This is a genomic window from Pseudomonas sp. P65(2024) (genome assembly GCF_057480955.1).
On sequence record NZ_JBLIYX010000004.1, the window covers coordinates 198582 to 218367 of the forward strand.

14 protein-coding genes are annotated in these 19786 nt (G+C 67.9%); 3 read left to right on the forward strand and 11 right to left on the reverse strand.

The window, feature by feature from the left end; genetic code table 11:
• Window positions 1-64: 64 nt before the first annotated feature.
• Genes AC25MA_RS08440 through tagH form a run of 11 tightly spaced genes read right to left on the reverse strand, consistent with a single transcriptional unit; the run spans window position 65 to window position 16196 of the window.
• Window positions 65-1831 (reverse strand): formylglycine-generating enzyme family protein, encoded by a 1767-nt coding sequence (locus AC25MA_RS08440; RefSeq protein WP_247283764.1) that lies wholly within the window; start codon window positions 1829-1831, stop codon window positions 65-67.
• The gene (locus AC25MA_RS08445) at window positions 1824-3026 is read right to left on the reverse strand and encodes an FtsX-like permease family protein (RefSeq protein WP_062362773.1); all 1203 of its coding nucleotides are present in this window, start codon (window positions 3024-3026) and stop codon (window positions 1824-1826) included. Before AC25MA_RS08445 ends, AC25MA_RS08440 begins: the two co-directional genes overlap by 8 nt.
• Window positions 3026-3730: an ABC transporter ATP-binding protein gene (locus tag AC25MA_RS08450; RefSeq protein WP_028689162.1), complete on the reverse strand. Its 705-nt coding sequence runs from the start codon at window positions 3728-3730 to the stop codon at window positions 3026-3028. The genes AC25MA_RS08445 and AC25MA_RS08450 overlap by 1 nt, the downstream gene beginning before the upstream one ends.
• The gene (locus AC25MA_RS08455; protein ID WP_280063894.1) at window positions 3730-6729 is read right to left on the reverse strand and encodes a serine/threonine-protein kinase; all 3000 of its coding nucleotides are present in this window, start codon (window positions 6727-6729) and stop codon (window positions 3730-3732) included. Before AC25MA_RS08455 ends, AC25MA_RS08450 begins: the two co-directional genes overlap by 1 nt.
• Window positions 6730-6736: 7 nt before the next feature.
• A complete protein-coding gene (locus tag AC25MA_RS08460; RefSeq protein ID WP_028689164.1) occupies window positions 6737-7456 on the reverse strand; it encodes a PP2C family protein-serine/threonine phosphatase in 720 nt (239 codons plus the stop codon).
• Complete coding sequence (gene tagF / locus AC25MA_RS08465) at window positions 7453-8109, reverse strand: type VI secretion system-associated protein TagF (protein ID WP_028689165.1); 657 nt, start codon at window positions 8107-8109, stop codon at window positions 7453-7455. Before tagF ends, AC25MA_RS08460 begins: the two co-directional genes overlap by 4 nt.
• Window positions 8106-11612, reverse strand: coding sequence for a type VI secretion system membrane subunit TssM (tssM, locus tag AC25MA_RS08470; protein WP_486971948.1), 3507 nt, complete (start codon window positions 11610-11612; stop codon window positions 8106-8108). The genes tagF and tssM overlap by 4 nt, the downstream gene beginning before the upstream one ends.
• Window positions 11609-12919 carry a DotU family type VI secretion system protein gene (locus AC25MA_RS08475; protein WP_062362762.1) on the reverse strand — a complete coding sequence of 437 codons (1311 nt, stop codon included), beginning with the start codon at window positions 12917-12919 and terminating at the stop codon, window positions 11609-11611. Before AC25MA_RS08475 ends, tssM begins: the two co-directional genes overlap by 4 nt.
• 6 nt (window positions 12920-12925) lie before the next feature.
• The gene (gene tssK / locus AC25MA_RS08480) at window positions 12926-14260 is read right to left on the reverse strand and encodes a type VI secretion system baseplate subunit TssK (protein ID WP_486971949.1); all 1335 of its coding nucleotides are present in this window, start codon (window positions 14258-14260) and stop codon (window positions 12926-12928) included.
• A gap of 15 nt (window positions 14261-14275) precedes the next feature.
• The gene (gene tssJ, locus AC25MA_RS08485) at window positions 14276-14776 is read right to left on the reverse strand and encodes a type VI secretion system lipoprotein TssJ (protein ID WP_486971950.1); all 501 of its coding nucleotides are present in this window, start codon (window positions 14774-14776) and stop codon (window positions 14276-14278) included.
• Window positions 14777-14825: 49 nt separating this feature from the next.
• Window positions 14826-16196: a type VI secretion system-associated FHA domain protein TagH gene (tagH, locus tag AC25MA_RS08490; RefSeq protein WP_062362757.1), complete on the reverse strand. Its 1371-nt coding sequence runs from the start codon at window positions 16194-16196 to the stop codon at window positions 14826-14828.
• Window positions 16197-16593: 397 nt separating this feature from the next.
• On the opposite strand from tagH, the gene tssA reads away from it, so the two are divergent.
• From tssA to tssC, 3 genes are all read left to right on the forward strand, one after another.
• The gene (gene tssA / locus AC25MA_RS08495; protein ID WP_486971951.1) at window positions 16594-17622 is read left to right on the forward strand and encodes a type VI secretion system protein TssA; all 1029 of its coding nucleotides are present in this window, start codon (window positions 16594-16596) and stop codon (window positions 17620-17622) included.
• A 73-nt stretch (window positions 17623-17695) separates the two neighbouring features.
• Window positions 17696-18211 carry a type VI secretion system contractile sheath small subunit gene (gene tssB / locus AC25MA_RS08500; protein ID WP_023632506.1) on the forward strand — a complete coding sequence of 172 codons (516 nt, stop codon included), beginning with the start codon at window positions 17696-17698 and terminating at the stop codon, window positions 18209-18211.
• Window positions 18212-18222: 11 nt separating this feature from the next.
• Window positions 18223-19716 (forward strand): type VI secretion system contractile sheath large subunit, encoded by a 1494-nt coding sequence (tssC, locus tag AC25MA_RS08505; RefSeq protein ID WP_028689172.1) that lies wholly within the window; start codon window positions 18223-18225, stop codon window positions 19714-19716.
• Window positions 19717-19786 lie beyond the last annotated feature (70 nt).

The following is a 19786-nucleotide window of genomic DNA, read 5'->3' on the forward strand; positions in this document are numbered from 1 at the left end:
TCTGGGGTTTCTCGGTATCCGGAGGCTTCGTGCCACCCGGGAGTCCTTTCTGTCGAAGCTGTCCTTAGGGTCGCGGGGCGGCCGATGCCAGCAGCTCCTTGAGGATCGTCGCCGGATCGGCCCGCCGGTTCTGGCGGTACTCCCCGACGTGGCGGACGAACAGGGTGGCGCGGGTCACCAGGCTGTTGCCCAGGACCGGCTTGCGATTGAGCTCTTCCTTGACCCGCTGGAACTGCGCCTGGATCACCGCGTCGGTGTAGCGCGTGCCACTGGCCAGGTTGTCGATGTAGATCGCCACGGCGCCGTCGAGGGCGGCGCGGCCATTGGCGATGGCGGCGCCGTACATGCGCGCGCTGGTCTGGTCGCCCGAGGCCTCGGCCTTGGCCTGGGTGGCCTGCAGGTTGGTCAGGCGGATGTTGTAGTTGTTGACAGTCTCGGCCACCAGGGCGGCGGACTGGATCAGGTTGCCGGCGGCCTCTTCACGCTGGCGGGCGATCAACGAGACGTTGCGCTTGAGCTCTTCGTTGACCAGGCCGAGCTCGGCTTGCTGGCGCGGGTCGGTGGCGGCGGCGATGATGCTGTCCAGGCGCTTGGTCGGGTCCTGGGCGGCGTCGATGTCGTCGGTCAGGCCGGCCAGCCGGCCTTCCTTCTGCCACTGCTCGAACAGTTCCTGGTAGCGTGAGCGCGGGGCCGACAGGGCACCGATGGCTACGCGAAAACCGGTGGTCTCGTTGCGCTGCTCGGTGCCGTCGGCGCCGAACAGCGGATACTCGCGGCGCATGCCGGTGAAGAGGGTGCCCTCGCCCTCGAGGTAGTTGCCGCCCTTGACCACGAAGCCACCATAGGCGCCCTGCAGGCGCCCGGCGTTGACCAGCTGGAACGACTCCTGGACCATCTCGGCGGCGTTGCCGATCACGTCGAACAAGCCCAGCGGGTTGGGCTGCTTGGTACCGATCGGCATCAGCCGCGCCGCCTGCCCGGTGCCGCCGGCGACCTGGTTGAACACCGCGAAGTCGGCCAGCGGTCCTTCACTGTCGGCGCCTTCGACCTTGCGCGGGAACAACCGTCCTTCCAGTTCCTGGCGGCTGACCGCCGAACCACCACGGGCGGCGAACTCCCACTCGACTTCGGTGGGCAGGCGCACGAAACCGGTGCCACCGTCCTCGGCCTTGCTGCCACGGCCACTGACCGGCAGCAGGTCGCGATGGTGCTTCATCAGCCAAGCACTGTAGACGGCGGCGAAACGTTCGGCCTCGAAGCGCGACAGCTTGACCTTGGGCAGGCGCCCCGCCGCGTCGTTGTTCGCCTCGCAGGCCGGCGCCGCGTCGCCGCCGGCCAGCGACGGCGCCTGGGCCATCACCTGGGCGTACTGGCGGGCGGTCACTTCGTACTTGCCGATGAAGTACATCATCGGCGTGAGCGGGCTGCCTTTCTCGACCTTTGGCAGGCTCGGGCCGACCGCCTTCTGCCACTGCGGCGCCAAGTCCTGCAGGCTGAACTGGCCGTTGATGAAGTCGCGTCGGTAACCGGAGATGAACGACTGTTTGTAGCCGGCCTCGCCTTCGCTGAACGGGTAGCCGAGGTTGACCTCGCGGTCGTCGAGGCTGCCCTGGGCCAGCACATAGACGCTGCGCAGCACCAGTTCGCCGCCACAGGGCAGCGGCAGGCTGACATCGCCCGGCAACGGCTTGGGGTTGTCGAACTTGCTGTCGGCTGCGGCCTGCGACTGCACGGCCGGCTTGGCCTTGTCGTCGCCATCGGCCGGGGAGCAGGCACCCAGGCTCAGCGCGGTGAGGATCAGGGTGGCAGCCCCGAGACGGCGATCAGACATCACGTATTCCTTGGCAAGCCTCGATGCGCGCTACCCGCCAGCCGCCCAGGGCGGCGGCGGCAGTGCTGGCCAGCAGCACGGCACACAACGCAACGAGGTAGTGCATGGGCAGCAGGTGGCTGGCGAACTCGCCGGGCACCTGCATGAAAAGCCGGTTCAGGCCGTGTTCGGCCAGCAGGTACAACAGTCCCGCCACGGCGGCGGCCAGAAGGCCGCTGTAGAGCGCCTGGAGCACCACGAACAACAGCAGCGCGGCGGTGCCGAAGCCCAGCAGGCGCAGCACCGCCAGCTCGCGCTGCTTGCGCTCCACCGCCGCCACCGCGCCCGCGGCGATGGCCGCCACGGCGCCGGCCACAGCCAGGCTGGCGATGATCCAGAACACCAGGTCGAGGTTGCGGCTGAGCGATTGCACCTGGGCGATCTGTGCGGCCTGGGTCGAGACCAGCAGCTTGCGCTCGGCGAAGAACTGGCGCAGTGGCTCGACATCGGCCAGCTCGCGGGCATACAGGCGAAACGCCGGGTATACCCGCTGCGCCAGGGGGCCTTGCGCCTCGCCTTGCCACTCCAGTGCCGGCACCGCGCGGCCATCGCGGTAGTCCTCGACGGCTTCGAGCAACTGCAACGACGCGAAAAGACCATCGCGCTCGAACGCGGCCAGGGGCAACACGCTGATGACCTGAAGGCGCGTCTGCCGCCATTGCATCTGCCCGGCCTGCTGGCGGCTGAAGCTGGCCTGCAGCTCGTCCCCGGCCCTGGCACCGAGCTTTTCCGCGGCGGTAAAGCTCAGCACCACCTGTTGCAGCCCCGATGGGGCAGCGACCTGGGCCAGCAAGGGATCGCCCTCGGCGGTAGGCAGCATTTCAACCGTCAGGCCACGCCCGTGGGCGGGCAACAGCAGTTCGGCGGTGGCGGCGATCTGGCGGGTGCGCGGGATGGCGAAGGCCACTCCCGGACGCTGTGCCAGTTCGTCGAGGAACTCGGCGCGAAAGCGCCCGCCGCCCAAGGGAATGATCTCGCGCACGCCCGGGTCGCGCTGCAGGCGCTCGGTGAGGCTGCCGACCAGGCCGAACTTCAGGCCGAACAGCACCAGCAACGGCGCGATGACCGCCACCAGCGCCAACACGCCACACGCCGACAGCCGCGCATCGTTGCGGTAGTCCTGCCAGGCCAGCCCGGCGATCAGCAGCGGGCGCATCAGGCGGCCCGCTCCAGCGTTGCCGTGACGCCGCCGTCGGCCTCGCGCCGGCAAGCCATGCGCAGCACCGTCAGCCCGGCCTGGCGGGCCAGGGCCTCGTCGTGAGTGGCGACCACGCAGGTCACCTGGCGCGCCTCGGCCTCGCGCAGCAACAGTTGCATCACCCGCTCGGCGTTGACCGGGTCCAGCGCGGCGGTCGGTTCATCGGCCAGCAGCAGCGTCGGGGCATGGGCCAGGGCGCGGGCGCAGCTGACCCGCTGACGCTGGCCGAGGGACAGGGCGGCAGGTTTCTTGCCCAGCTGGTCGTGCACATCCAGCGCTTCGGCCAGACGCTCGACGCTGCCGTCATCCCCAAGCCCCAGCAACTGGCGTGGCAGGCGGATGTTGCCGCGCACATCGAGAAAACCCAGCAGCCCACCCGCCTGCAGCACGTAGCCAAGGTGACGGCTGCGCCAGCTGGCCAGGCGGTCGAGCTGACGGCCGCGCCACAGCCCGGCGACATCCTCGCCACCGAGGACGAAGCCCTGCGCCGCATCCGGCGCCAGCACCAGCGCCAGCAGGTCGAGCAAGGTGCTCTTGCCGCAACCGCTGGGGCCGACCAGCGCCACCCGCTCGCCGACGGCCAGGTGCAGCCGGTCGACTTGCAGGCTGTAGCGCTGGGCATCTTGTCCGCGCGTCTTGCGCACCCCGTCCAGGCGGATCATCACGGCAGCGTCGACAGCGGGACACGGTACAGGGCGTCACCCGGCTCGGCGTTGCCGAAGCGCACCCAGTTGGCCATGTCGTTGTGGAAGGTCTCGTAAAGGCGGATCTTCGAGTCCAGCTCGTCGATGAAGTCCTCCTGCTCGGCCACCGACAGCGACAGCCACAAGTCCTGGGTCATGCTCAGGGATTTGCTGCGGTACGGCAGGCCATCGAGGTACTCGCCGAGCACCCCGCCCTGGGCCAGGTTGGCGCCCTTGCGCAGGGCGCCAGGGTCGCGGCTCATATAGGCGCTGGCGCTGGCGATCTCGTTGAAGAAGTCGCCCGGCGAGCTGCGGGTCTTGCGCGCGGCATCGACGATCAGCTTGAGCGACTGCTGCAAGTCGTTGAGTTGCAGCTTGGTGAGCATCACGCACACCTGCAGGGTGGGCAGCGTCGGGTTGGTCAGGTCGCGGTCGGCGGTCCAGGCACTGACCAGCTGCGGCGCCTGGCTCGCGCCATGGCGGCCGAGGAAGTCCATGTGCATGGCATAGCCGATGGCCTGGGACTTGGCGGCCAGCCCCGAGGCCGAGGTCAGCAGCGGCACCGGCTGTGGTTGCTGGTTGCGCACTTGGTGCACCAGCTCGGCGAAGGTCGAGCCGATCTCGCGCACGCGCTCGCCGAACACGCCGACCTCGCCCCCCGGCACGCCGACGTAGAGGTCGCCAATCTGCGGGTTGCTGTCGGCGGTGAGCACGCGGTACTGGCTTTCGGCCGCGCCGTGGTTCTTTACCCCGGCCGGGGTGCGCAGGTGCAGGGCGTAGATCTTGATCTGCTTGCTCAGCGCGGCCTGGCGCACCTCGGCCTCGTTCATCTGGGTGCTGCTGAACGGGTCGCTCTTGCGCAGTGCGCCGGCATCGCTGACCAGCAGGATGAGGCGCCCGCCGTAGCCGGACCAGTCCATGCCCTCGACGGCCTGCATCACCCCGGCGAAGGCATCTTCGTTGAACGAATGGCTGGAAACGCTGGTGGCCTTGACCTGCGAGGCGGCCTTGAGGAAGCGCGCCGGATCCCGGCCCTCTTCCAGGCTGACCAGCGTCTTGCTCAGGTACTCGAGGCCCGGGGTGCGCTTGATGTTGTTGCGGAAACCCACCAGGCCGAAGCTGACGCTGTCCAGCTCGCCCCGGGCCGCCAGTTGCTGCTGCAGCTCGCTGACCACCTGGCGTACGCGGTCGATATAGGGCTGCATGGACACCGAGGTGTCCACCACCAGGACGATGCCGGTACGGAAGCTGTTGTCACCGACCGCCGCCACGCCGGCCGCCTTGGGCGCGCTGTCGCGGGCACTGGCGCCGGGGTCGATGGAGGCGATGTTGAGCAACTGCACCGGCTGGCCGCCGGCGTCGAAGCTTTCGCGGTAGTCGAAGATCGGCATCAGGTAGAACTGGTTCTGCGGCACGGCGCTGGCCGCCGGCTCCAGGGCCATCACCTGCGGCACCTGGTCGGGGTGGTTCTGCGCCTTGAGCAGGCTGTCGCGGGCCTGGGCTGTGTCGTCGAGCAGGTGCTGCACATCGTCCACCTGACGCATGAACATCACCGGCGAACGGCCCGAGCGCTCGGTGAACTTGAGCACCAGGCTCTGTTTCCAGTCGCTGGTCTGCGCGGCCGGCAGCCAGCCATCGCGCTGGCCGTCGCTGGCGGCGCCGACCTGGACCCAGGCCTGGCCGCCGACATCCTTGCGCTGGTAGACGTAGAGTACGGAGAAGGCCGGCAGTTTCTCGCCCGAGGCATCGCCGGGCTGGGCCACCAGCTGGGCATCGGGCTTGGTCAGCACACGCTGGAACAGGGTCTTCTTGCCGGGCATCAGCAATGGGCGGCCATCGTCCGAGGCGGCGACAGGCGTGATCTTGGGTTCGGCGGGAGCCACGCTGTCGGCGGGCGTCTGCGCCACCGGTGTTTCTGGCGCGGGCGCGTCACTGCCGCCGAGCAGCCAGAAGAACGCACCACCCAATCCCAGCGCCGCCGCGATCGCCACCGCCAGCACGGCCTTGGCCGGTTTGTTCGATCCGGACTTCACGGCGGGAGCAGGCTTGGGTTCGGGCCGCCGTACAGGCTCGGCCACAGGAAGGGCTTGCGGAATGTCGATGGACACCGGTTGCGGGGTGGTGGCCGGCGGCGGGATCGGCAGCGGGCGCACCAATGTGCTGTCGTTGTCCTCGACCGGCGCCTGGACCGTCAGGCGGTCCAGCGCGGCCAGCAACGCCGCCGCATCGGCGAAACGCTCATTGGGGTCCTTGGCCAGCAGGCCACGCAGGATGTCCTGGTAGCGGCCGTGCTCGATGGGCAACTCCGGCAGCGGCTCGGTCAGGTGCGCCAACGCCGTGGACAGCGCGTCGGTGCCGCTATAAGGCAGCTTGCCGACCAGGATCTCGTAGAGCACCACGCCCAGCGCATACAGGTCGGCGCGGCCGTCGATCTCCATGCCGCGCGCCTGCTCCGGGCTCATGTAGCTCGGCGTGCCGACGGCGAAGCCAGCCTGGGTGAACTGGGTGCGGTCATCCAGCGACTTGGCGATGCCGAAGTCCGACAGCACCGCGGTGCCGTCGGCGCGGAACAGGATGTTGGCCGGCTTGACGTCGCGGTGCACCAGGCCCTCGGCATGGGCATAACCCAGCGCCTGGGCGATCTGGCGCACGTAGGCGAGGCCTTGCCCGGGCGTCAGCCCATCGGCGATGCGCTCCTTGAGCGTGCCGCTGGGCAGGTACTCCATGGCCATGTAGTACAGCTCGCCGACATTGCCGATGTCGTGGATGGTGGCGATGTTCGGGTGCGCCAGCCGCGCCAGGGTGCGTCCTTCACGCAGGAAGCGCTCGCAGAAGGTCGGGTCGGCGGCCAGGCTCGCCGCCATGATCTTCAGCGCCACCTTGCGCTGCAGGGAACGCTGGGTGGCGAGGTACACGCTGGCCATGGCGCCTTGGCCAAGCTCGCGCTCGATATCGAATCCGGGGATCTGCATGTCCATGATGTCTTCAGTTCACCTTGACGACCACTGCGGTGATGTTGTCCGGCGCGCCCCGGGTCAGCCCCAGGTGCACCAGGCTGCGGACCACCTCGTAGGGGTCGGCGTGGCCGAGCACCTCGGCGATCTCGTGGTCCTCGGCGGTCTTGTTCAGGCCATCGCTGCACAGCAGGTAGGTGTCGCCAGGCCGCACCTGCAGGGCCACGGCCTGCAGGTCGAGGTCATCCTCGACGCCGATGGCGCGGGTGACGATGTTGCCGCGCGGATGCACCCGCGCCTCGGCCTCGCTGAGCAGGCCGCTGTCCTGCAGCTCCTGGACGTAGCTGTGGTCGTGGCTGAGGCGCTCGATGCGGCCATCGCGCAAGCGGTACAGACGACTGTCGCCGGCCCACAGGCCGATAGCCTGGTCGCCACGCGCCGCCAGCACCACCACGGTGCTGCCCATCATCGCCACGCCACGGCGCACGGTTTCCTCGCGCACCATGCCGTTGACCCAGGCCAGGCCGTCGCGCACCTCGCCGCTGAAGTCGTCGAGCGAGTCGAGCCTCGGCAGGCTGCGCAGGCTGTCCATGGCCAGGCTGCTGACATAGTCGCCCGCCGCATGGCCGCCCATGCCGTCGGCCACTGCCCACAGGCCTGCCCAGGTCAACTCCAGGCAGGCATCCTCGTTGATCTTGCGCACCATGCCGACATGGCTGTAGCTGGCCGCGGTGTACTGCAGGTCGGTCATTCGCTGCGCGCCTCGCTACCCAAGAGAAACCCGGCGAAGTCCTCGCTGCGCGGCAGGCCCGCGCAGCGCATCAGACCCGGGGCGATACGTTCGGAACCCCGGCCCCACCACAGGCTCATGCCCTCGCAGGCGCATTCGGCCAAGGCCAGTGCGCGCCCCTGCGGCGTGGTCGCATCCAAGCGCTGCAACCCACCGACAGTCACTTGAGGTCCCTGTAGGAGCGGCCTCGCGTCGCGAAAAGGCTGCAAAACAGCCTCGAACTCTTCAAAGGCAGCACTCGGTTCAAGCGTCGCCAGCAATGCCTCCTCGACCGCCTCGAACCACTCCTCGGCCCCGGCCACCACAGGCGCCAATGGCTGCCCCGGCTCCAGCACCTGGGCCACGGTCAGCGGAAAATACCGCCCGACCCGGTCGATGCTTGGCATCAGCACGCCGATGACCGCCTCGGGCCCGCACAATCCCGGCGCCAAGGCGAAACGCCACAAGGGGCTGACCAGGTAGGCCTCGAGCCATCGCTCGGCCAGCGCCTGCTGGCTGGCCTGCATCCCCGCCGCCAGCCACTGGTCCCAGGGCTGGATGAAGCTGTTTGGAAGGCCGCGGCTGACGAAGTCGCCTCGGCTGGCCAGTTTTCCGTAGAAACCCACGTCGTTCACAGGTGCTCCGGCAGGCTGAAACCGCTGAGCACTCGGCTGCGGAACGGGTTGAAAGCGCTGCTGGCACGCAGCTCGTAGGACACGCTGGCGCCATCGACGCGCAGGCGCAGGTTGAAGCGTTCCGGCGAGCTGCCGGCCACCAGGTCGGACTGGTCGAGCAGGCGGAACCAGGCCCAGGGGCCTTCCACGGTCAGGCCGGAACGGCCGGTGGCCGAAGGCGGCGAGATCGACAGGCGCACCACGCCGATGCTGTTGGGGTTCGGCCACTGCAACGCCACCGGCCGGCTCGGACCGTGGTCGTAGCTGACCTGCTGGCCATCGAGGTCGAGCAGGAACTGGGTGATGGTCGCGTCCATCGCCACCGGCTTGAGTTCGAAGCGCACGCCCGGCTGCACGCCGTTGCTGTTGCGGAAGAACGCATCACGAATGCTCGCCGCGCGCTGGAAGGTGTACAGCACGTTGCTGTTGATCCCCAGCTTCTGCGCCGCGCCCGGCTGCCAGCTCCACGGCGTGCTCGAGGTGTTGACGTAGGGTTGCAGGTACTTGCGGAAGTAGTTGTCCATCACCCCGCCGACGCCGAAGAACAGGCCGAAGTCCTCCAGGGTGGCGTCCCGCGTGCTGCCGGCCACCAGCGGGTAGCGGCCGCTGAGGGACTGGCGGTAGACGTTCACCACCTCGCTGGTCCAGGCGGCATTGAGCTGGTTGCGTACGCCGCCCATGACGATGTTGTGGGTCGACCCAAGCACCGACCCCACCAGGTTCTGCACCACCTTGGGCTGGCGCGCCGCCCCCAGGGCGACACGCTGCGCGGCGGCCTGGGCCTGGTTCTTGGCCTCGCCCAACAGCGCGTCACCGCTGGCGCCGACCATGGCGCTGACCTGCACGTACAGGACATTGAGGTCGGTGAGCAGGCCATCGATGGCCGCAGGTTGTCCTTCGCCGGTTTCCACCAGCGCGGCCAGCTCGGCGAAGTGCGCGGTCACCGGGTCCACCTCACGGGCAGCCGGATTGTCGCTGGGCAGCGGCGCATCACCGAGCAGGCCGCCGAGGCGCTGACGCAGCTGGTCGACACCGGCCTGCTCGGCCTTGGCCTGGACCTTGTCGAGGGTGCTCGGCTGCGCCAGGTTGGTCTCCTTGGCGACCGCCTGCAGCAGTTTCTTCATCGGCGAGGTCGGCCCGGACAGCACCCGCAGCACATCGGCGGCCTGGCCGACGCTGGTGATCGGCACGAAGTCCAGGTCGGTCAGCAGCGCATCCCAATGGCGGATGTAGTCCTGGTAGTACAGTTGCAGCACATCGTCGGCCAGGCGCTTGGCATCGCCCGATTCGCTGGCCTCGCGGCCCAGCACCCAGCGCTCCTCGGCCAAGGTCTCGCTGTGGGCCAGGCTGGCGGCGAGGAATGCCTTGCGGTAGCCCTCGACGGTGAAGATGCCCGGCAGCGGCTCGCTCAGCGGCTTGCCATTCTTGAAGCGGAACACCAGCGCGGCATCGCGGCCGGCGGCGTCGCTGACCCGGAAGTCGCCGACCCCGGTCGGCAGTTTCTGGCGTTTGACCCGGTCGTAGACGCGCTGGGCCACCGGCAGCTGTTGCAGCTGGCGACGGGTGTCGTCGATCAGGCGCTGGTCGAGACGGGCATTGGGCGGGCGCTTGTCGAACAGCGCCGCCAGGTGCTGCTCCAGGGCCTGGCGCAGGTCCGGCGCCAGGTCGCGGGGCAGGCTGCGTTCCCAGTCGAGGGTGACCCAGGCCTTGATGAACTCGGCGTCGTAGTGTTCGCCGTCGGCCAGCATCAGGTAGGCCTTGAGCCCCTCGTAGAGGTAGTCGGACGGGCCGCCGGCATACAGCTGCTCTTCGATGCGGGTGACCAGGCGCGGGGCGAAGATAGCGATCAGCAGCTTGCGGTAGACGCTGTCCGACTCACCTTCGAGCATGTCGCCCTGGTACAGACCGAAGCCTTCGGCCCAGCCGGGCGGATCCTCGGCCAGGCGGCGCACGCCGTTGAGCAACGGCAGGACGTCGACCACGTTGCGCTGGGCCGGGCTCAGTTCCTGCACGCTCTTGCCCAGTGGCTTGAGGCGGCCGTCGACCTCGGCGATGTATTGCTGGTTGGCGCGGTAGCTCAGGGTCCACAAGGTGCCGACCACCAGCACCAGGGCCACGCTCAGGGCCAGGGCACCGCGGGCGATCCACTTGCGCCGCTGCTCGACCTTGGGGTTGCTGCCAACCAGGCCGCGTTCGGCGAAGGCCACGGCGCTGAACAGCTTCTCGATGAAGTAGCTGCGCCCGGTGCCGTTCTGCCGCGCCAGGTGGGCACGGTCCAGGCCCATGCTCTGGGCCATGCTGCCGATCAAACGGTCGATGGGGCTGCCTTCCTGGGTGCCGCTGGTGAAGTACACGCCGCGCAGCAGCGCGCGGGCTTCGAAGGCGTTGGGCTTGAAGATGCCGTCGAGGAAGGTCTTGAGATTGCCGCGCAAGGCAGCGAACTGCTGGACGAAGCCGTAGACCAGATCGCGCCGCGCCGGGTCGCGTTCCTGTTGCAGGCGCTCCACCAGACGCTCGTTGAGACGCTGCTCGAGCAGGGCGAACTCGCTGCCGAACTGGGCCAGCGGGCCATCGCCGTGCTGGCCGTCATCCAGGGGGAAGGTCATGCCCCACACCTGGGCGCGCTCTTCCTTGCTCAGGTTGTCGAAGAACTCCATGAAGCCCGGCACCAGATCGAGCTTGGTCAGCATCAGGTAGATCGGGAAACGCACGCCCAGCTGGCTGTACAACTCCTGGATGCGGGTGCGGATCGCCGCCGCGTGGGCGGCGCGCTCGGCGTCGCTGCCCAGCAGCAGGTCGGACAGGCTGATGGCGATGAAGGCGCCATCGATGGGCCGGCGTGAACGCTGGCTCTTGAGCAGGTCGAGGAAGCCCAGCCAGGCCGCCTTGTCCACCTGGGCATGGCTGTCCTGGGTGGTGTAGCGGCCGGCGGTGTCCAGCAGCACGGCCTGGTCGGTGAACCACCAGTCGCAGTTGCGCGTGCCGCCCACGCCACGGATGGCGCCCTCGCCCAGCTGCGCCGCCAGCGGGAAGTGCAGGCCGGAGTTGACCAGCGCGGTGGTCTTGCCCGAGCCGGGTGGGCCGATGATCACGTACCACGGCAATTCGTACAGGTTGCGTCGCTCGTCACCGCCCAGGCGCGCCTTCTTCAGCAGCGTCAGGGCCTCGTCCATGCGCTGGCGCAGGGTCGCCAGCTCTTCGGCGGTGGCAACGCCGGCAGGGTCCGGCGCGGTCTCGGCAGCCAGGCTCTGCATCACCTTGGCCGCCTGGCGCCGGGCCTGGACGATGCGCCACACGCGGTAGGCGATCCACACCGCGAACAGCAGGACGATCAGCACCAGGCGCGGCGCGGCCGGCACCAGCGCATCGAGCAGCGGACCGAGGAACCAGATGATCAGGCTGAGGGCGAGCAGGCCCAGCACCGGGACCACCCAGCGAATGACAAAACTGAAAAACGCCTTCACTCGACGCCCTCCGCCAGAACGGTGATTTCAACCCGGCGATTCTTCGCCCGGCCCTGCGCGCTGTCGTTCGACGCCAGCGGCTCGGTGTCGCTCAGGCCCTGGGCACTGAAACGCCCAGGCTGGCCGGTGCGGGCGGCGAGCAGGTTCTTCACCTCCTCGGCACGGGCCTGGGACAACGCCCAGTTGGACGGGAAACGCAGCGTGGCGATGCGCTGGTTGTCGCTGTGGCCAGTGACTTTGACGTTGCCCTTGACCTTGGCGACGGCGTCGGCAATGCGCAGCATCAACGGCTCGAAGTCACCCTTGATGCTGGCGCTGGCCGAGGCGAACAGCTCGTCGCCGCGGATGGTCACCACCGAGCGGTCCACCGCGTCCTCCACGGCGACCCGCCCGGCCTTGATGTCCTCGGCCAGGAAACCGGCCAGGCGCGGTCGCTCGACAGGTTTGGGCTGCACCACCGGACGGTCCATGGCCTGCACCGGGATCTCGCCCAGGGCATGGATGCCACGGAACACCGGCTCGGCGTCGGCGGCCAGTTTCAGGCGCAGGCCGAACAGCACCAGCAACAGCAACGCCAGGGCCAGGGCCAGGCCGACCCAGGGCGGCACGAACTGCGCCAGGCGATCACGGGTCACGGTAACGCCGCGCCAGTGCGGCGACAGCTCGCGCTCGATATCGCCACGGGCGCTGCGGATGGTCGCGGCGGTGCGCTCGCGCAGGGCCTCGAGCTGAGCTCGGCCACCGTTCATCACCCGGTAGCGGCCTTCGAAACCAAGGCTGGTGCACAGGTACAACAGCTCCAGCAGGTGCAAGCGCTCACGCGGACTCTGCAGGCAGTGCTCCATCAGTTGGAACACCTTCTCGCCGCCCCAGGCCTCGTTGTGCACGGTGATCAGCAGGCTCTGCTTGCCCCAGTCGCTGGCGCTGCCCCACGGCGTGCTGAGCACGGCCTCGTCGAGCGCGGTGCACAGGGCGTAGCGCGCCAGCAGCACCTCGTTGCGCGCGACCCCTGCGGCCTCGGCGCGCTCCTCGAACTGACGCAGGTAGGCCAGCAGCTGCGCTCGCAGGCTGGCAGGTGCCGGGTGGGCGATGGTGTTGCGCAAGCGGGTGAGCAACGCCAGCAGCGGGCCGGCCGCCTGCTCCAGCGGGTTCATGCCCACCGCCTGGCCCGGCGCCAGTGGTTCGGCCGGCACGTTCAGTGGCGGCGCTGGCGGCGCCGATGCTGGCGTTGCCGGCTGCGGGCCACGGCCACCGGGGCGCGGCATGAACTGAGTGCGGTCATTGGCCAACGGATCGTCCGATTGCATCGCGGCTTATCCTCGAATGGCCCAGAAGGCCAGGTTCAGGCCGGGGAACTCGCCGGCGACGTAGAAGGCGAAACCACCGGAATGCTGCAGCTGCTTCCAGTGTTCGCTGCCTCGGTCGAGCTCGAAATAGCTGGAGCCGGCATGGAACGGAATCTGCCGTGGCGCCACCGGCAGCGGCAACAGGCCGATGCCCGGCAACTGCAGGTTGACCAGGTCGCGGATGTGCTCCACCGCGCCGATCTTGCTTTGCTGGCCGAAGCGGCTGCGCAGGGTCTCGCTGGGCACATCGGCGCGCACTACCAGGACGAAGCTGGCGCTGTCGAGCAGGCTGCGGTCGGCCAGCATGCCGACATGGATGCCGTAGGCCTTCTCGACCAGCGGGATGGCCACGGCCTTGCTGTCGATCAGCATCGACAGGGCCTCGCGCAGGGCGGCCAGCACGGGTGCAAAGGTGGCCGCCAGGTCGTCGTGTTGATACACCGGGTATGCCTCGGGGCGACGACCTTCGCGGGTGAAGGTGGCGAACTCGCCGGCCAGGGCCACCAGCTCGCTGTACAACCGCTCGGGGTGCAGCGGCGTCAGCTGGTTAAGGTGCTCGACCAGCGGTTGGGCGCGGTTGACCAGTTGCAGCAGCATGAAATCGGCGATCTCCGAGGCACCGCCGTTGGCCGAGGCCACCACGCGCCCGGCCAGGGCCTCGCCGCGCTGGTGCAGCAGGCCGAGCAGCTCGCCACGGAACCCCGACAGCAGGTTGCTGGCGGTTACGTCGAGCAGCGGCGGGATGTAGCCGTCATCCAGCACCAGGGCGCGGTCGGCGCGCTTTTCCCGGATGCGCACCACACCCAACGCGGCATAGTCGCTCAGGCCGTCCTCGGCGCGCAGCAGGCGCAGGGCGCGGCTGCCCAGGGCCAACGGCGCGCGGTTCTCGAACGGGGCGTTGTCGTCGCGGACCTCGCTGATACGGCTGACATAGCGCGCACCGTCAGGCGCTTCACCGTCGTCGACGGTATCGCGGGCACCGGCACGCTTGAGCGGCAGGCCCAGGTAGATCACGCCATTGCGCAGGTCATCGGGTATCTCCAGCGGCGCGGGCGGCAGGTCGTCACGCGGGATGTCGAACGGCGTACCGTCCGGCAGCAGGCCACGGGCGCTGAGGATCGCCAGCTTGCCCTGGGCCAGCAGGCCTTGGTCGACCAGCAGCTCGGAAAAGCCCCAGGCGGCGGCGTGGAGCGGCCGGCTGCGAGCGTCGACGAAGTTCTCCAGGTAGCGGTCGTGTTGCTGGAAGTGCTGGGTGGTGATGAACATCCCTTCCGACCAGACCACGCGATTGTTCCAGGACATGGGTTCTCCGATTGCCTAGCGGGCAGGCTCAGGTTGTGGGGTGGCCACGGCGCTGCGCACGGCGCGCACATCGAGGCTGATCTGATAGTCGCGGGGCGGCACCGGCAGCACGCTGCGCCACCGGGCCTGGTCAACCTCGCGGTAGCCGACCACCAGGCCGACCTGGCGCGTGGCCGGGTCGAGCGGACGCTCAAGGCGCAGTTGCTCGCCCGGCTGGAGCAGGACCTCGTCCTGGTCGATCAGGTCGGCGGCCAGGGTCGCCTGGGCGCGTTCTGCCAATGCGAAATAGTCGGCGCGGGCGAAGACGGCGCTGTTCTTCAACTCGTAGATGCGCACCCGCACCGGCGCGGGCGTGCCGCTGGCGCCGGGGTTGAGCCCGGCCGCGGCGCTGAAGTACAGGGTGATACCCGTGGCCGGCGGCGCCGCGTCGGTAACGGCGGGCTCGACCGGGCTGTCCTTGCTGCAGGCACTGAGCAGCACCATGGCCAGGGCTGCGATCAGTCTCGTTGCACTCATCCTCGTCCTCATGACGTTCTGTGTTCTTCCTGTGCTCCGGGCGTTGGCCTCAGGAGCGTTGCATGCGTTGGCTATGGGCCTCGTAGGCGCGGCTGAACTCGCGGCCGAACAGGTCCTGGAAGTCGTCTTCGGCTTCCCGGGAAATCTGGCTATAGAGCTCGGTGAACTGCTGCCAGCAGTGGGCCTGGCGCGAGCCGCCGAACAGCTTGGCCAGCCCGGCGGCGGGCGCCAGGCGCTGCTCCAGGCGAGCGGGTTCGAAGCGTTTGAGCAAGTGCTTGATGGCCGCCTCGACACCCGCCATCACCGCCAGCTGGTGGGCGCGCAGGTCGTCGAAACTGTCGCGCACCGCCTGGTCCGGGGCCATGAACGCCTGGTTGCCCTCGCGCAGCAGCAACAGCAGCGCTTCGTCGGCGTTGGGGGCGAATTTCAGCGGGTTGTTGCGCACCGGGGCGATGGTGGTCTGCTGCATGCGGAACTCGCCCTTCAGGCTGCTGCGCGCGCGCAGCACATCGATCAGGCCTTCGACCATCAGGCGGTAGCTACGCCCGACCGCCTCCATCTGCGCGGCGGCATCGGCCGCATCGATGCGCAGGTGCTCGATACCTGCACCACGCAGGAAGGCCTGCAGCAACGCATCGCTGGCGTCAGCCGGGCCAGGCGCAGGTGCCGACACGGCAGTGGGCGGCGCAGGCGTGACGACCGGTGCCACCTGCGCTACCGGCTCTGGCAGGGGCGGCGCGATGACAGGCGCAGGCTGGGGAGCAACGGCGGGCGTTTCGTCGAGCAGGTTCCAGTCGTCGGGGATCATGCCCGGCGCGGCGGGCATGGCGGCCGGCACCGGCGCGGGCGGCGGCGCCACTGGCGTGGGTGGGCGAAAGTCATGCTGCTGGGCGGGGACATGATCCGGCTGGCTGGCCGGCGGCACGCTGGAAGGGCCGAGAAAATCGAACAGGTCCGGCAGGGTGTCGTGGCTCGAGGCCCCCTGCAGAAACGCGGCCGGCGCGCCGACGATGGGCGCGCTCGGGGCGGCCGCCTGGTTGGCCATCAAGGCTTCGAAACTATGGGCCTGCGGCTGCCCGGCAACCGGGATCGACAGGCCGGCATCGATGCGCGCCTGGATCTCGTAATCGCCAATTCGAATAACTTCACCGTCCATCAACGGTTCGCTGTTACCGCGACGCAGGCGAATACCGGCATGCACCAGTTCCACGCCGTTGGTGCTGTTATCGGTCAAGTAGTAGCGGCCGTCCTTGAACTGGATCACACAATGTTTCGAAGAAACTAGGCGTTCGGGATCGGGCAGTACCCAGTCATTATCCGCCGCACGACCTACGCTGATGGCACCGTTTTCCAGCAACTTCTCCGGGCATTGCCCAGGGGTTATCTTGTGATAACTGGTAATGGTCAGGCAAAGTGCCATCACGCCTCCTTGCATATATATGAAACACTCACACATCCATTTGAGTGGATTCGCGAGCCCGACCCCGCTTTCCGGCTAAACCCTTGTAAATACTGGGCATCACACCGAAATTCGCTTCCCGGAAAGGTCGTATTAAACCCTATCGGCAAGGCACTTTGATGGCACCTGACCAATGGACACGACTACCTGCCAACTGGTTCACAGTCACCCTTCGCGGCGCGTAGCTTACCTTGACAGCAATTTGGAAATAAACCATAAATGCGCAACTTAAGAGTGCCAAAGTGATATCACAGTGATATCAACTTCGCATTCTTTGACAAGTTTGTGCGCCACTTCACATTTGCAACTTGTCGCGAACAAAGCCCTCACCAAGGGCCGATATGGAGATCGATTTCTGGTGAACTCACCGCAGCTGCTCGCCGCTGTTTCCGCAGACTTCCCGTGCGGCGACGACCTCGAATACGATGCCGATTTCCTGCAACTGGAACGTGATGCCCAGGGGCGCCCCGAGCGCGTGATGGGCGACGCCGTGCAGCCGGCCGAGCCGCCGCAGTGGCGTGACATCGAACAGGCCTGCACCGGCCTGCTGCAACGCAGCAAGGACCTGCGCATCACCCACTTCCTGGTTCAGGCCAACCTGGCCCTGCACGGCTTGCCGGGCCTGGCCGCGAGTCTTGAACTGATCCGCGACCTGCTGGGCGAATACTGGTTGCACCTGCACCCGCAACTGGATGCCGCCGACGACAACGACCCCACCGTGCGCGTCAACGCCCTGGCCGGCCTCACCTGCGACACCAACATCGCCCTGCTGCGCGACGCCGTGCTTGTGCGTTCGCGCGCCTTCGGCCCGGTCACCCTGCGCGCCGCCCTGCATGCGGCAGGCGTGCAGCACTTCGCCAGTGAGCAGTTGAGCGCCGAGGAACTGGCCGCCGCCCTGCGCGACGCCGACCCCGAGCAGCTTGCGCAATGCCGCCAGGCCCTACAGCTGGCCCGCGAAGCCCTGGACACCATCGAGAGCCGGGTCAACGACCAGGTCGGTTCGGCCAGCGGCGTCGACCTATCCGCCCTGCGCCAGCCGCTGCGTCAGGTCCAGCAGGTGCTGGCCGACTACAGCCCGGAAGGCTCGGCGCCCGTCAGCGCGAGCCTGGACGAAGCGACAGCGCCCGGCGCCCATGACAACCCACAGCCCGTCGCCGCGCCACGCCCCACAGCACGCCCCGGCGAGGTGAACAGCCGCGACGACGTGCTGCAGAGCCTTGAGCGCCTGCTCCAGTACTACGCCCGCCACGAGCCCTCCAGCCCGCTGCCGGTGCTGCTGCGCCGGGCGAAGAACCTGGTCAATGCCGACTTCGCGACCATCGTCCGCGACCTGATCCCCGATGGCATGTCGCAATTCGAGAACCTGCGTGGTCCGGAACACGACTGACGTCGTTCCGGCCGCCTAAACACCGACGCCCGCAACAAGCAGAGCCGCCGTACCGGCGACCAGGAGGAACAACGTGGCGAAAGACAGCTCCCAGAAATTCATCGCGCGCAACCGTGCGCCGCGGGTACAGATCGAATATGACGTCGAGCTGTACGGCGCCGAGAAGAAGGTCCAGCTGCCCTTCGTCATGGGCGTGCTCTCGGACCTCGCCGGCAAGCCCGCCGAGCCGCTGCCGGCCGTGGCCGACCGCAAGTTCCTGGAGATCGACGTCGACAACTTCGACTCGCGCCTGAAGGCCATGAAGCCCCGCGTGGCGTTCAATGTGCCCAACGAGCTGACCGGTGAAGGCAACCTGAGCCTGGACATCACCTTCGAGAGCATGGACGACTTCAGCCCCGCCGCCGTGGCACGCAAGGTCGATGCCCTGAACCAGCTGCTCGAGGCCCGCACCCAGCTGGCCAACCTGCTGACCTACATGGACGGCAAGACCGGCGCCGAGGACATCATCCTCAAGGCCATCAAGGACCCGGCCCTGCTCCAGGCCCTGGCCAGCGCGCCGAAACCTGCCGACACCGAGCCGAAGGCCTGAGGAGACCGACCATGAACGATCCGTTGCGCGACAGCCAGGCCCCCCAGGCGGCCACCCAGGACCCGAGCGAGTTCGCCAGCCTGCTGCTGCAGGAATTCAAGCCCAAGACCGAGCGGGCCAAGGAAGCCGTCGAGAGCGCCGTGCGCACCCTCGCCGAACAGGCCCTGGCGCAGACCAGCCTGGTGTCCAACGATGCCATCGGTTCGATCGAGCAGATCATCGCCGCCATCGACGCCAAGCTCACCGCCCAGGTCAACCAGATCATCCACCACGATGACTTCCAGAAGCTGGAAAGCGCCTGGCGCGGCTTGCACTATCTGGTCAACAACACCGAGAGCGACGAGCAGCTGAAGATCCGCGTGCTCAACATCTCGAAGAACGACCTGCACAAGACCCTGAAAAAATTCAAGGGCACCGCCTGGGACCAGAGCCCGATCTTCAAGAAGCTCTACGAAGAGGAATACGGCCAGTTCGGTGGCGAACCCTACGGCTGCCTGGTGGGCGACTACTACTTCGACCAGTCGCCACCCGATGTCGAGCTACTGGGCGAGGTATCCAAAGTTTGCGCCTCGATGCACGCGCCATTCATCTCCGCCGCTTCGCCGACGGTGATGGGCATGGGCTCGTGGCAGGAGCTGTCCAACCCGCGCGACCTGACCAAGATCTTCACCACCCCGGAATACGCCGGCTGGCGTTCGCTGCGTGAATCGGAAGACTCGCGCTACATCGGCCTGACCATGCCGCGCTTCCTGGCGCGCCTGCCCTACGGCGCCAAGACCGACCCGGTGGAAGCGTTCGCCTTCGAGGAAGACACCGACGGCGCCGACAGCAGCAAGTACACCTGGGCCAACGCCGCCTATGCCATGGCGGTGAACATCAACCGCTCGTTCAAGTACTACGGCTGGTGCTCGCGCATCCGCGGCGTGGAATCCGGCGGCGAAGTCGAAGGCCTGCCGGCGCACACCTTCCCCACCGACGACGGTGGCGTGGACATGAAGTGCCCGACCGAGATCGCCATCTCCGATCGCCGCGAGGCGGAGCTGGCCAAGAACGGCTTCATGCCGCTGCTGCACAAGAAGAACACCGACTTCGCCGCCTTCATCGGTGCGCAGTCGCTGCAGAAGCCGGCCGAATACGACGACCCGGACGCCACCGCCAACGCCAACCTGGCCGCGCGCCTACCGTACCTGTTCGCCACCTGCCGCTTCGCCCATTACCTGAAGTGCATCGTTCGCGACAAGATCGGCTCGTTCAAGGAAAAGGACGAGATGCAGCGCTGGCTGCAGGACTGGATCCTCAACTACGTCGACGGCGACCCGGCGCACTCCACCGAGACCACCAAGGCCCAGCACCCGCTGGCGGCCGCCGAAGTGGTGGTCGAGGAAGTCGAAGGCAACCCGGGTTACTACAACTCGCGCTTCTACCTGCGCCCGCACTACCAGCTCGAAGGGCTGACCGTGTCGCTGCGCCTGGTGTCGAAGCTGCCTTCGGCCAAAGGGGCCTGATCATCGCGGGCAAGCCCGCTCCCACAGTGGGAGTGGGCTTGCCCGCGATTAGCCACTACTACCGCTAACC

What these genes read in the sequence shown, in the direction of transcription:
- AC25MA_RS08455 (WP_280063894.1), bottom strand. Translation starts at nt 6,729, where the DNA reads ATGGACATGCAGATCCCCGGATTCGATATCGAGCGCGAGCTTGGCCAA.
- tssC (WP_028689172.1), top strand. Translation starts at nt 18,223, where the DNA reads ATGAACGATCCGTTGCGCGACAGCCAGGCCCCCCAGGCGGCCACCCAG.
- tssJ (WP_486971950.1), bottom strand. Translation starts at nt 14,776, where the DNA reads ATGAGTGCAACGAGACTGATCGCAGCCCTGGCCATGGTGCTGCTCAGT.
- AC25MA_RS08445 (WP_062362773.1), bottom strand. Translation starts at nt 3,026, where the DNA reads ATGCGCCCGCTGCTGATCGCCGGGCTGGCCTGGCAGGACTACCGCAAC.
- AC25MA_RS08475 (WP_062362762.1), bottom strand. Translation starts at nt 12,919, where the DNA reads ATGCAATCGGACGATCCGTTGGCCAATGACCGCACTCAGTTCATGCCG.
- AC25MA_RS08450 (WP_028689162.1), bottom strand. Translation starts at nt 3,730, where the DNA reads ATGATCCGCCTGGACGGGGTGCGCAAGACGCGCGGACAAGATGCCCAG.
- AC25MA_RS08440 (WP_247283764.1), bottom strand. Translation starts at nt 1,831, where the DNA reads ATGTCTGATCGCCGTCTCGGGGCTGCCACCCTGATCCTCACCGCGCTG.
- AC25MA_RS08460 (WP_028689164.1), bottom strand. Translation starts at nt 7,456, where the DNA reads ATGACCGACCTGCAGTACACCGCGGCCAGCTACAGCCATGTCGGCATG.
- tssK (WP_486971949.1), bottom strand. Translation starts at nt 14,260, where the DNA reads ATGTCCTGGAACAATCGCGTGGTCTGGTCGGAAGGGATGTTCATCACC.
- tagH (WP_062362757.1), bottom strand. Translation starts at nt 16,196, where the DNA reads ATGGCACTTTGCCTGACCATTACCAGTTATCACAAGATAACCCCTGGG.